Annotated in this window: 13 protein-coding genes; 10 read left to right on the top strand and 3 right to left on the bottom strand. The window is 65.6% G+C overall.

The genetic code is table 11. The features are described 5' to 3' along the window. The first annotated feature begins 117 nt into the window (after positions 1–117). The 10 genes from pstS (at position 118) to DT603_RS12830 (ending at position 8,635) form a co-directional block, all read left to right on the top strand. Entirely contained in the window at positions 118–1,212 is a 1,095-nt protein-coding gene (gene pstS, locus DT603_RS12875) for a phosphate ABC transporter substrate-binding protein PstS (RefSeq protein ID WP_162350324.1), read from the top strand. 232 nt (positions 1,213–1,444) lie between these two features. After that, positions 1,445–2,413: a phosphate ABC transporter permease subunit PstC gene (pstC, locus tag DT603_RS12870; RefSeq protein WP_162350322.1), complete on the top strand. Its 969-nt coding sequence runs from the start codon at positions 1,445–1,447 to the stop codon at positions 2,411–2,413. Then, positions 2,413–3,282, top strand: a complete 870-nt coding sequence (gene pstA, locus DT603_RS12865; RefSeq protein WP_162350320.1) for a phosphate ABC transporter permease PstA — start codon at positions 2,413–2,415, stop codon at positions 3,280–3,282. Before pstC ends, pstA begins: the two co-directional genes overlap by 1 nt. Before the next feature lie 85 nt (positions 3,283–3,367). Then, on the top strand, positions 3,368–4,132 hold the full coding sequence (gene pstB, locus DT603_RS12860) for a phosphate ABC transporter ATP-binding protein PstB (RefSeq protein ID WP_246191826.1): 765 nt from the start codon (positions 3,368–3,370) through the stop codon (positions 4,130–4,132). Positions 4,133–4,312: 180 nt separating this feature from the next. After that, entirely contained in the window at positions 4,313–5,023 is a 711-nt protein-coding gene (gene phoU / locus DT603_RS12855) for a phosphate signaling complex protein PhoU (protein ID WP_162350318.1), read from the top strand. 271 nt (positions 5,024–5,294) lie between these two features. After that, positions 5,295–5,732: an HvfA family oxazolone/thioamide-modified RiPP metallophore gene (locus DT603_RS12850; protein WP_162350317.1), complete on the top strand. Its 438-nt coding sequence runs from the start codon at positions 5,295–5,297 to the stop codon at positions 5,730–5,732. An 18-nt stretch (positions 5,733–5,750) separates the two neighbouring features. Continuing rightward, entirely contained in the window at positions 5,751–6,620 is an 870-nt protein-coding gene (locus tag DT603_RS12845) for an HvfB family MNIO-type RiPP peptide maturase (RefSeq protein WP_162350315.1), read from the top strand. Continuing rightward, positions 6,613–7,389, top strand: a complete 777-nt coding sequence (locus DT603_RS12840) for an HvfC family RiPP maturation protein (RefSeq protein WP_162350313.1) — start codon at positions 6,613–6,615, stop codon at positions 7,387–7,389. Before DT603_RS12845 ends, DT603_RS12840 begins: the two co-directional genes overlap by 8 nt. A gap of 83 nt (positions 7,390–7,472) precedes the next feature. Next, the gene (rnt, locus tag DT603_RS12835; RefSeq protein ID WP_162350311.1) at positions 7,473–8,102 is read left to right on the top strand and encodes a ribonuclease T; all 630 of its coding nucleotides are present in this window, start codon (positions 7,473–7,475) and stop codon (positions 8,100–8,102) included. Positions 8,103–8,119: 17 nt separating this feature from the next. Continuing rightward, positions 8,120–8,635 carry an O-acetyl-ADP-ribose deacetylase gene (locus DT603_RS12830; RefSeq protein ID WP_162350309.1) on the top strand — a complete coding sequence of 172 codons (516 nt, stop codon included), beginning with the start codon at positions 8,120–8,122 and terminating at the stop codon, positions 8,633–8,635. A gap of 31 nt (positions 8,636–8,666) precedes the next feature. On the opposite strand, the gene DT603_RS12825 is transcribed toward DT603_RS12830, so the two are convergent. From DT603_RS12825 to rnr, 3 genes are all read right to left on the bottom strand, one after another. Next, positions 8,667–8,948 (bottom strand): CBU_0592 family membrane protein, encoded by a 282-nt coding sequence (locus DT603_RS12825; RefSeq protein WP_246191810.1) that lies wholly within the window; start codon positions 8,946–8,948, stop codon positions 8,667–8,669. 17 nt (positions 8,949–8,965) lie between these two features. Further along, positions 8,966–9,712 (bottom strand): 23S rRNA (guanosine(2251)-2'-O)-methyltransferase RlmB, encoded by a 747-nt coding sequence (gene rlmB, locus DT603_RS12820; protein WP_162350307.1) that lies wholly within the window; start codon positions 9,710–9,712, stop codon positions 8,966–8,968. A gap of 159 nt (positions 9,713–9,871) precedes the next feature. After that, positions 9,872–12,382, bottom strand: coding sequence for a ribonuclease R (rnr, locus tag DT603_RS12815; RefSeq protein WP_162350297.1), 2,511 nt, complete (start codon positions 12,380–12,382; stop codon positions 9,872–9,874). Positions 12,383–12,414: the final 32 nt, after the last annotated feature.

Below are 12,414 nucleotides of genomic sequence, written 5' to 3'. Positions count from 1 at the left end.
TCCCACCTCCCCCTTCCCACCTCGCGCCCTGTCATACGCATGTAACAAAAACATCATTTCATGGCCGGACCCGCTGGCAGGCTGCCGGCACCTGATCCCCACGGGAGTCACTGCACCATGAAGCTGAAGCTGGCGCGCCTTGCCCTGCTCACCCTTTCTGTCACCCTGGCCCTGGCCGCGTGCAAGCCTGCCGGCAATACCGCACCCGCCACCGGCGCACCCGAAGCCGGCAGCACTGCGGCCGCGGCTTCCGGAGAGCGCAACACGGCCGAAATCTCGGGTGCCGGAGCATCCTTCATCTTCCCGCTCGTCTCGAAGTGGTCGGCCGACTACAACGCCGCCACCGGCGCCAAGGTCAATTACCAGTCGATCGGTTCCGGCGGCGGCATTGCCCAGATCAAGGCCGGCACGGTCGACTTCGGCTCGACCGACAAGCCGCTTTCCAGCGAGGAGCTGGCCCAGGCCGGCCTCGGCCAGTTCCCGTCGGCCATTGGCGGCGTGGTGCCCGTGCTGAACGTGGAAGGCCTGCAGCCGGGCCAGCTGAAAATGACCGGCGCGCTGCTGGCCGACCTGTTCCTGGGCAAGATCAGCATGTGGAACGACCCGGCCCTGGTAGCCGCCAATCCCGGCGTGGCGCTGCCGGCGCTCAAGGTCAGCCTGGTGCATCGCTCCGACGGTTCGGGCACCACCTTCAACTTCTCCAACTACCTGTCCAAGGTCAGCCCGGAATGGAAGGCCAAGGTGGGCGAAGGTACCTCCGTGCAGTGGCCCGGCGGCGTGGGCGGCAAGGGCAACGAAGGCGTGGCCTCGTACGTGAAGCAGATCAAGGGTGGCATCGGCTACGTCGAGCTGGCCTACGCCCTGCAGAACCAGATGCCTTACGCCTCGCTGCAGAACGCGGCCGGCAATTACGTGCAGCCCAACGCGGACAGCTTCGCCGCCGCCGCGGCCAGCGCCGACTGGACCAATGCCCGCGACTTCAACCTGGTCATCACCAACGCGCCCGGCGCCAACGCGTGGCCGATCACCGCCACCAACTTCATGCTGATGCACAAGCTGCCCAAGGACGCCAAGCGCAGCGCCGACGCGCTGGCCTTCTTCAAGTGGGCCTTCGAGAACGGCCAGGCCCAGGCCAGCGAACTGCACTACGTACCGCTGCCGCCGGAGCTGGTGAAGCAGATCGAGGCCTACTGGGAAAGTGAGTTCAAGTGACGGATTGGCCCGCGCACAGCGCGGCTTTGCCAATGCGTCATCCCCGCGTAGGCGGGGATCGCTCTTGACTTTGTCGTTGCTGTTGAAGCGAAACCAACGTCAACAGCCAGAGCGATTCCCGCCTTCGCGGGAATGACGATTCTCAATTGGTCCGGATTCGCAGTTCGCACTAATGAACATTCACACCGCATGACGATCCGCAGTTCGCCCGAATGAAAACCTCCAGGACTCCATGAACGCCATCACCGCCCACATCGCTCCGCACAGCAAGCGCGACCTTGCCGACGCGCGCAACGAGCGCCTGTTCCGCTGGTTGCTGACGGCCACCGTGGCGTTCGTGATGGTTTCGCTGGCCACCGCCGCACTGTCCATGCTGTGGGGCGGCCGCGAAGTGCTGCAGTCGCAGGGGCTGAGCTTCTTCTATTCCAGCGAGTGGAACCCGGTCGAGAACAAGTACGGGGCGCTGGCGCCGATCTACGGGACCATCGTCACCGCGGTGATCGCGATGGTGATCGCGGTGCCGGTGAGCTTCGGCATCGCCTTCTTCCTGACCGAGGTCGCGCCGCGCTGGCTGCGCGGGCCGGTGGGTACGGCCATTGAATTGCTGGCCGGCATTCCCTCGATCATCTACGGCATGTGGGGCCTGTTCGTGCTGGTGCCGGTGATGACCGAATACGGCACGCCGTGGCTCAACGACCACATCGGCACCCTGCCCTATATCGGCGTGTTCTTCCGCGGGCCACCGTTGGGCATCGGCATGCTGACCGCCGGTTTCGTGCTGGCGATCATGGTGATTCCCTTCATCAGTTCGGTGATGCGCGAAGTATTCCTGACCGTGCCGCAGCGACTGAAGGAATCGGCCTACGCACTGGGTTCCACAAAGTGGGAAGTCAGCTGGGACATCGTGCTGCCGTACACGCGCGGCGCGGTCATCGGTGGCATCTTCCTGGGCCTGGGCCGTGCCCTGGGCGAAACCATGGCGGTGGCCTTCGTCATCGGCAATACGGTCAGCCTGTCGGCTTCGCTGCTTGAGCCGGGCACCACCATCGCCGCGCTGATCGCCAACGATTTCGGCGAAGCGACGGAGACCTATCGCTCCGCACTGCTGTTGCTGGGTTTCGTGTTGTTCATCGTGACCTTCATCGTGCTGGCCATTGCGCGCTACATGCTGATGCAGCTCTCGCGCAAGGAGGGCAACTGATGGGCACCCAGAAGGCATCGTCTGGCCTGTACCGCCGCCGCGGCACCACCAACGTCATCGCCCTGGTGCTGTCCTGCGCCACCGCGTTGTTCGGCCTGTTCTTCCTGGGCTGGATCCTGTGGACACTGGTGGCCAAGGGCATCGCCGGCATCAACTGGCAGCTGTTCACCCAGATGACCCCGCCGCCGATGCAGGAGGGCGGCCTGGCCAACGCGTTCTTCGGCAGCGCGGTGATGTGCGGGCTGGCCATTGCCATCGGCACTCCCCTCGGCGTGCTGGCCGGCACCTGGCTGGCCGAGTACGGCAATGCACGCAAGGCCGGCACCATCGTGCGCTTCGTCAACGACATATTGCTGTCGGCGCCGTCCATCGTGCTGGGCCTGTTCGTGTACACCCTCTTCATCATGCAGTTCGGCGGTGGTTTCTCGGCGCTGGCCGGTGCGCTGGCCCTGGCCTTCATCGTGCTGCCGGTGGTAGTGCGCACCACCGACGAGATGCTGCGCTTGGTACCTGCGCAGATGCGCGAAGCGGCCTTGTCGCTGGGCGTGCCGCAGTGGAAGGTGATCGTGCAGGTGCTGTACCGCAGCGCCTCGGCCGGCATCGTCACCGGCATCCTGCTGGCGCTGGCGCGGATCAGCGGCGAGACCGCCCCGCTGCTGTTCACCGCGTTCGGCAGCCAGTACTGGAACACCAACGTCATGCAGCCGATGGCCAGCGTGCCGGTGGTGATGAACCAGTTCGCCGGCAGCCCCTACGAATCCTGGCAGACGCTGGCCTGGGCCGGTGCGCTGGTGCTGACCGTGTTCGTGCTGCTGATCAGCCTGGTTGCGCGCGGCGTCCTGCTGCGCAACAGGATCTCCAATGACTGACTTTTCCTCGGACCCGGCCATGAACGACGTGCATCGCAACGACTCCACCCAGCGGATCACCACAGTGACCACCGAACGCGGCGCCATGGCGCCCTCGCCGGTCAAGCTGGAGGCCAAGGGGCTGGACTTCTACTACGACAAGTTCCGGGCGCTGAAGGACATCAACCTGGAGATCCCGGAGAAGCGGGTCACCGCGCTGATCGGGCCATCGGGCTGCGGCAAGTCGACCCTGCTGCGCATCTTCAACCGCATCTATGCGCTGTACCCGAAGATGACCGCCAAGGGCGAAGTCAACCTCGACGGCGAGAACATCCTGTCGCCGAAGTATCCGATGAACCGCCTGCGCAGCAAGGTCGGCATGGTGTTCCAGAAACCGGTGCCGTTCCCCATGACCATCTACGAAAACGTGGCCTACGCCATCCGCCACCACGAGAAGATCAGCAAGGCCGACATGAACGACCGCGTCGAGCACGCGCTCAACCAGGCCGCGCTGTGGGGCGAGGTGAAGGACAAGCTGGGCCAGAGCGCACTGGGCCTGTCCGGCGGCCAGCAGCAGCGCCTGTGCATCGCCCGCGCGGTGGCATTGAAGCCGGACGTGCTGTTGCTGGACGAACCGACCTCCGCGCTGGACCCGATCTCGACCAGCCGCATCGAGCAGTTGATCGAAGACCTGAAGAAGGACTACACCATCGCCATCGTCACCCACAACATGCAGCAGGCCGCGCGCGTCTCCGACTACACCGCCTTCATGTACCTGGGCGACCTGATCGAGCATGACGTGACCTCGAACATCTTCTCCAGCCCGAAGAAGCAGCAGACCGAGGATTACATTACGGGCAGGTTCGGCTGATTGCCTTTGGGCGGTGGAAGTGAAGGGTAAATGGCGAAGTGGGAAGTCCAGGCAAGGATTTCTCGGCCCTCCCCACCGTCCCACCCGGCCATCATCAAGCCGGTTGCAATCCCACTACGCACTTCGCCCTTGACCATTTTCACTTTGCCCTTCGCCATTAACCACTGACGGCCTTTCCCCATGACCAACCAACCACACGAACACATCGTCAAGAGCTACGACGAGGAGCAGCGCCGGCTGGTCGGCGAAATCCTGCACATGGGCGCGATGGCAGTGGCCCAGCTGGAGGCGGCGCTGGACGTGGTCGAGCGCCGCGACGACCGCGCCGCGCAGCGCATCGTGGCCAACGATGTCGAGATCGACAAGCTGGAAGCCAAGATCAGCCATGACGTGATGCAGCTGGCATTGCGCGGGCCCATGGCGCGCGACCTGCGCGAGATCCTGGCGGGCTTGCGGATTCCGTCGGACATCGAGCGCATAGGCGACTACGCGGCCAACGTGGCCAAGCGCTCCATCGCCCTCAACGTGTCGCCACCCGTGCCGCATACCACCAACCTGCGCGCGCTGGGCCTGCTGGCCGCGCGCCAGGTCAGCGAAGTACTGGACGCCTACCGCGACGGCGACGCCGACCGCGCACTGCGCGTGCGTGCGCGCGACGCCGAACTGGATGCGCAGTACACGGCCCTGTTCCGCGAGCTGCTGACCTACATGATGGAGGATGCGCGCAACATCACCCCCTGCACCCACCTGCTGTTCATGGCCAAGAACCTGGAGCGCATCGGCGACCACGCCACCAATATTGCCGAGAACATCTGGTTCCTGGTCCATGGCGACCAGCCGCTGCCACCGCGCGACAAGCGCGATGAAACCAATACCACCGGCGCGGTCTGAACGAAATGTATGTTTTCCGGTAAACACCACACGCGATTTCCAGCTGTCGTGCGCAAGCGGAAGACACTGGTCCTTCATCCCGGCCCGGGTGCACCGGTGAAGGCTCCGTTAGCGATTCCTTAACCTGTTTGCCCCGCAAGAGTGCCGCTGCGCGCGCAACTGGCTGAATGTGCAAATTACGTAGTGCCGCAGTGCACACAAGCGCCCGGCTCCGGGCCGCTACACTTGGGCCACATCCCGCGGCCCCCGCCGCACTATCGGAGCGTCACCCATGAGCAACAACCATTCCAAACCCGCATCGCTTGCCCTGTGCACGGCCCTGGTTGGCGGCCTTGCGTTGTCCGGCTCTGCTTTCGCCATGCAGTCGCTGAGCCAGGGCTACCTGGTCTCCGCAGGGGAGCCGGCGCCGGCTGCCAAGGCGGCCGAGGGCAAGTGCGGCGAAGGCAAGTGCGGCATCGAGAAGGCCGACAGCGACAAGGACGGCAAGGTGTCGCGCGCCGAGTTCACCGCCGCCCACGCCGACAGGGCCGCCATGTTCGACAGCATCGACACCAGCAAGGACGGCTTCATCGATGCGGCCGAGCACAAGGCCCACCACGACAGCAAGGGTGGCGAAGGCAAGTGCGGCGCCGACAAGAAAGCCGGCGCCGACAAGGCTGGCCACGCCGAGGGCAAGTGCGGCGAAGGCAAGTGCGGCGGCAGCCTCTGAGCCGCCACTGCTGATCGCATGACTTCCACCCTGTCGGCCGCCAGTGCCGGACTAGGCCTGCGGCGCGCCCTGCTGGGCGCGCTGCAGGATGCACCCGCGGGTGCATTCGATTTCCTCGAATGCGCTCCGGACAACTGGATCGGCATCGGTGGACGCTACGGTGCCGCGCTGGAACAGCTTTCGGCGCGCCACCCGCTCACCTGCCATGGACTTTCGCTGTCGCTGGGCGGCATAGCGCCGCTGGACGAGACCTTCCTGGCCCGCACCCGGCGCTTCCTCGACCAGCACCACGTTGCCCTTTACAGCGAACACCTGAGTTACTGCACCGACGACGGCCATCTGTACGACCTGATGCCGATTCCGTTCACCGAGGAGGCCGTTCACCACGTCGCCGCGCGCATTGCCCGCGTGCAGGACGCCCTGGGCCGTCGCATCGCGGTGGAAAACGTCTCCTACTACGCCGCGCCCTACCAGGCGATGGCCGAAGTCGATTTCGTCAATGCGGTGTTGTCCGAAGCCGATTGCGACCTGCTTCTGGATGTCAACAACATCCATGTCAACGCCATCAACCATGGCTACGACGCGCTGGATTTCCTGGTTCGCATGCCGACCTCGCGCATCGCCTCGTACCACATCGCTGGCCATTACGACGAAGCGGACGACCTCAAGGTCGACACCCATGGCGCGCCGGTGAAGGAGGCCGTGTGGTCGTTGCTGGAAGCGGCCTACCGCGTGCACGGCGTGCACCCGACCCTGCTGGAACGCGACTTCAATTTCCCACCGCTGCCGGTGCTGCTGGCCGAGGTGGAACGCATCCGCGCGCTGCAGCGCATGGCGCCCGAAGTCTCTGCAGACGGGTCCGCAAGCCCGCTTTCCGCCCATGGCTGAGACGCTGTTCGAGCAGGAGTACCAGCTGGCAGCGCACCTGCGTGATCCGGCCGCCAACCCGCCGCCGCCCGGCCTGGAAGATCGCCGACTGCGCATCTACAGCGAACTGTTCTTCAACAACATCGAAGGCCTGCTGTCAGGCAATTTCCCGGTGATCCGCAAGACCCTCGGGGATCAGCGCTGGCTGACCCTCGCACGCGATTTCTATGCACAGCACCGCAGCCAGACGCCGCTGTTCGCCGAGATCGGGCGCGAATTCATCCGCTTCCTGCAGGATCGCGCCGCGGCCGGCGAGCCGGACCCGGGCTGGCTGGCGGAGATGGCGCACTACGAATGGGTCGAGCTGGGCCTGCAGATCGCCGACGACGCGCTGCCCGCGCACGATGCCGGCGGCGACCTGCTCGCTGGCGTGCCGGTGCTGTCGCCCTTCGCCTGGGCGCTGGCCTATGCCTGGCCGGTCCACCACATCGGCCCGGACTACCAGCCGGCGACGCCTCCCGCCACCCAGACCCTGGTGGTGGTGCGCCGCGATGCGCAGTTCGAGATCAGGTTCGCGGAGATATCGCCGCTGGTCTTCCGCCTGCTGGAGCTGCTGCGTCACGGCCAGTCGAATGGAAGGCAGGCGCTGGAGCAACTGGCCGCAGAAGCAGGCGCCGACGACCCCGGATCGGATCCGGGGCAAGCCCTGCCCTTCTTCATCGAACAGGGCCGCGCCATGCTCGAGCGCATGCGCGACGAAGGCACCCTGCTGGGCACCCGCCCGCTGTAGGCGCTGCATCGGTCCCAGCTTGCGCAGCGTCTGCACACCCGCGCGGCGACCGACGATTTGGGGCCTCTGTTACGCTTGTGTCGATGAACAACCCAGAAGAAATACCGACCACGAGCCCCATGTCGCGCCGTTTCCGCGGCTACCTGCCCGTGGTCGTCGACGTGGAAACCGGCGGCTTCGACTGGAACCGCCACGCGCTGCTGGAAATCGCGGTGGTGCCGATCGACCTGGATGCCGATGGCGGCTTCGTGCTGGGCGAGACCGCCAGCGCGCACCTGGTACCTGCGCCGGGCACCGATATCGACCCTAAGTCGCTGGAGATCACCGGCATCGTGCTCGACCATCCATTCCGCCTGGCCAAGCCGGAGAAGGAAGCGCTGGAACACGTGTTCGCGCCGGTCCGCGCGGCCATGAAGAAACACGGCTGCCAGCGCGCCATCCTGGTCGGCCACAACGCGCACTTCGACCTGAACTTCCTCAATGCGGCGGTCACGCGCTCGGGACACAAGCGCAATCCCTTCCATCCCTTCAGCGTGTTCGACACCGTGACCATGGCCGGCATGGCCTATGGCCAGACCGTGCTGGCACGGGCGATCCAGGCCGCCGGCATGGAATGGAATGCGGATGAAGCGCACTCGGCCGTCTACGACACCGAGCAGACCGCGCGCCTGTTCTGCAAGATCGCCAACGCCTGGCCGAAGCCTGCTGCGTAGCCCTCCGGCCGCATGACATGGTGATCACTGCGATCAGGGCCGACATCACCACGCTGATCGTGGATGCCATCGTCAATGCCGCCAATGCATCGCTGCTGGGCGGTGGCGGCGTGGACGGCGCCATCCATCGGGCCGCCGGGCCTGAACTCCTGCATGAGTGCCGCCTGCTGGGCGGCTGTCCCACGGGCGAGGCCAGGATCACGCGCGGATACCGGTTGCCGGCGAAGCATGTCATCCACACGGTCGGACCGGTCTGGCGTGGCGGCCTGCACGGCGAGCCCGGCCTGCTGGCATCGTGCTATCGAAACAGCATGGACCTGGCGGCCTCCAGCCGCTTGGCCAGCGTGGCCTTCCCGGGCATCAGCACCGGGATCTACGGTTATCCGCTGGAACTCGCCGCGCCCGTGGCGCTGGCCTGCGTACGCGAAAAAATGCGCGAGCATGACGGCGTTGGAAGCGTGGTCTTCTGCTGTTTTTCCGAGCGCGACCTGGTCATCTACCAGGACTTGCTGGACGCTGTCAGGCTGCATTAGCCAGCAGCCCCTGGCAGCTGCCGAGCTGGCTTCAAGCCAAAGGGCTGGACGTCGGAGGTCGGCGCGACCGCAGGGTTCGACCGATGCCATACAGGCTGATCGCCCCCCAGGCGCCCTCCAGCAGGAACACCGCCAGGTTGAACTTCCCGAACAGCGATACCAGCACGCCAAGTGAAGCGAACAGGTTGAGCAGCTGGTAGACGATGCCGGTGCCCGACAGCCGACCGGCCTGCAGAAGGTAGAAAGCCAGCAGCGCCATCAGGGTTCCGGTGACACCCACCCAGTCGTTCCACGCCAGTTCGATGCCCATCATCCGGTACTCCCGTGCTGTCAGGTTCGTCGTTGTCGCACCGCCTCGAACAGGGTCACGCCGGTGGCCACCGACACGTTGAGGCTCTCGATATCGCCGGGCATCGGGATTTTCACCAGCCCGTCGCAATGCTCGCGTGTCAGCCGGCGCATGCCGTCGCCCTCGCCGCCCAGCACCAGGGCGATATTGCCGCGCAGGTCGATGTCGTACAGCGAGGCTTCCGCTTCTCCGGCCAGCCCGTAGATCCACACGCCCAGTTGCTGCAGGTCGCGCAGGCAGCGCGCCAGGTTGGTGACCGGGAACACCGGCAGGCGATCTGCGGCGCCCGCGGACGTCTTGCGCACGGTCGCATTGACCGGCGCGGACTTGTCCTTGGGAATGATCACGGCCGTTGCACCGGCCGCCGCCGCACTGCGCAGGCAGGCGCCGAGGTTGTGCGGATCCTGCACGCCGTCCAGCACCAGCACCAGCGCCTTGCCTTCGGCCGCTTCGATCAGGCCGGCAAGTTCGCCCTCATCCCAGGTTTTCGCGGCCGCATAACGCGCGACCACGCCCTGGTGGCGCACGGAACCGCCGACGCCATCGAGCGCCTGCTGGGTGACGCGGCGCACCTCGATGCCCTTGCGGCGCGCGTTCTCCTCGATCTCGTTGATCCGGGAATTCTTGCTGCCGGCCTCCAGCAATATTTCACGCACGTTGTCGGCATCGTTCTCGATGGCCGAAGCCACCGCGTTGATGCCGGCGATCCACTGGTTCTGCTTGCTCATGGTATTTGCTCTTGATCCCCTTCTCCCACCGGGAGAAGGTGTCGCGAAGCGACGGATGAGGGCAGGAAAATGATCCTCCTGCAGACTTTCATCATCAACGAAGGTCCATGCCCTCATCCGCCCTTCGGGCACCTTCTCCCGAAGGGAGAAGGAACTGCGTCAATACTTCTCTTTTTTCCGCTTCGCCGGCTGCCCGCGTGGCGGCAATCCCTGCACCTGTTTTTCCTCGGCCAGCTTGAAGTCGATCTTGCGCTCCTCCAGGCTTGCCTTCATCACCACGATGCGCACCGGGTCGCCGAGGCGATAGACCATGCCGCGACGTTCGCCGCTCATGGTCTTGCGGATCGGATCGAAGTGGTAATAGTCGTGCGGCAACTGGGTCACGTGGACCAGGCCGTTGACCTTGGAGTCGTTCAGTTCGACGAACAGGCCGAAGCTGGTCACGCCGCTGATCACGCCATCGAACTGCCCGCCCACGTGCTGCTCCATCCACGCGGCGCGGTAGCGCTCGTCGACCTCGCGCTCGGCCTCGTCGGCACGGCGCGCACGCTCGGAACACTGCAGCGACAACGCCGCCATCTCGTGCGAGGAGTACAGGAACTTGGCCGGCTTGCCCTTGGTCAGCGCGTACTTGATCGCGCGGTGCACCAGCAGGTCGGGATAACGGCGGATCGGCGAGGTGAAATGCGCGTAGGCCTCCAGCGCCAGCCCGAAGTGTCCGGCATTGTCCGGCGTGTACACCGCCAGGCTCTGGCTGCGCAGCACCACCGATTCCAGCAGCGCCACGTCGGGGCGCTCGCGGATCTTCTTCAGCAACTGGGTGAAATCGCGCGGCTGCACCTTGGCCCAGGACGGCATGCTCAGCTTGAATTCCTTGAGGAACTCCAGCAGGTCGGCGTACTTGGACTCCGGCGGGCGATCGTGCACGCGGTAGGGCGCGGGGATCTGCGCGGCCAGCAGGTATTTGGCCGCCTCCACGTTCGCCGCGATCATGCATTCCTCGATCAGTTTGTGCGCGTCGTTACGCTGCAACATGCCGGCCTGGGTGACTTCGCCGCGGTTGTCCAGCTCGAAGCGTACTTCCGAGGTTTCGAACTCGATCGCGCCACGCTTTTCGCGGGCCTTGGCCAGCAGGTGGAACAGTTCGTACAGGCGATCGACCTGAGGCAGCTGGGCGCCGATGGACTCGCGTGCGGCCGCATCCTTCTCGCCCACGGCGTTCCAGACCTGGTCGTAGGTCAGGCGTGCATGCGAGCGCATCACCGCCTCGTAGAACTTGGCCTGGGTGACCTCGCCCTCGCTGTTGACCTGCATGTCGCAGACGAAGCACATGCGGTCGACCTTGGGGTTCAGCGAGCAGATGCCGTTGGACAGCGTCTCCGGCAGCATCGGCACCACGAAGCCCGGGAAGTACACCGAGGTCGCGCGCTTCTGCGCCTCGTCGTCGAGCGGCGTACCCGGACGCACGTAATGTGAGACGTCGGCAATCGCCACCACCAGCCGGTAGCCGCTGCGGTTCTTCATGCGCAGGCCCTGGCGATTGCTTTCGCAATAGACCGCGTCGTCGAAATCCTTGGCGTCGGCGCCATCGATCGTGACCAGCGGCATGTCGCGCAGGTCGACGCGCCCGGCGACCATCTTCTCCTCGACCACCAGCGGCACCGCGGCCGCTTCGTCCAGCACTTCCTGTGGGAACTCGTGCGGGATCTCATGGCCGTGGATGGCCGCTTCCACCACCAGCGAGGGGGTCAGCTTGTCGCCCAGCACCGCAACGATCTTGGCCATCGGCGGGCGCCGCGAATCGGGCGCCTTGGTCAATTCCGCGACCACCAGCTGGCCGTCTCTCGCCTCGCCACGCTGGTCCGGCGGGATCAGCACGTTTCGCTGCACGCGCTTGTCGTCGGGCACCAGATAGCTGATGCCTTCTTCCAGGGTGAAGCGCCCGATCAGGCGCGACAGGCGCCGTTCCAGCACTTCGACGATGCTGCCTTCGCGGCGGCCGCTGCGGTCGATGCCGGTGACGCAGGCCATGACCCGGTCGCCGTGCATGACCTTGCGCATTTCGTTGGGTGGCAGGAACAGGTCATCGCCATTGCCCGCTTCCGGTCGCAGGAAGCCGAAGCCATTCGGATTGGCGATGACCACGCCCGGGATCAGGTCCATCTGCTTGGCCGGGGCGAAACCGCCACGCCGGTTCTGCAGCAGCTGGCCGTCGCGGACCATCGCGCCCAGGCGCTTGCCCAGCGCATCGAAACGGTCCGGCGCGGTCAGGTTGAGACTGGCAGCGAGGTCTTCGGCGGTCTGCGGACCTTCGGCGGCGGCCAGCTGGGCCAGGATGGCCTCGCGGCTGGCGATGGGATCGGCATAGCGCTCGGCCTCGCGTGCGGCATGCGGGTCGCGGAAGCCGCCGCGCGGCGGCGCCGGCTGGCGATTGGGCTGGCGGCCCTGCGAAGGATTGGGCTGGGACCGGCTGGAATGTGGACCCGCTTGCCTGGAAGCACCTGACGCGCCCCTGCGCGCTTGCGCACTCGGCGGGCTGGAGGGCTGTTCCGGCATCCACGGCGGCAGCTTCGAGGGCTTGCCGGTGGCGGTCTTTTTCGCACGTCCACCGGGCTTGCCCGGCTTGTCGGATGTGGGCCCGGGCCCACCTTTCGTTGGCTTCTTCGTCATCCCTTCATGGTACACCCCGACCCAATCGGGGC

Origin of the sequence: Pseudoxanthomonas gei (assembly GCF_010119615.1) — a bacterium.
In the GTDB taxonomy this organism is placed as follows: Bacteria; Pseudomonadota; Gammaproteobacteria; order Xanthomonadales; family Xanthomonadaceae; genus Pseudoxanthomonas_A; species Pseudoxanthomonas_A gei.
The sequence above is the reverse complement of the archived record's forward strand: the minus strand, read 5'-3'. Positions and strand labels throughout refer to the sequence as shown.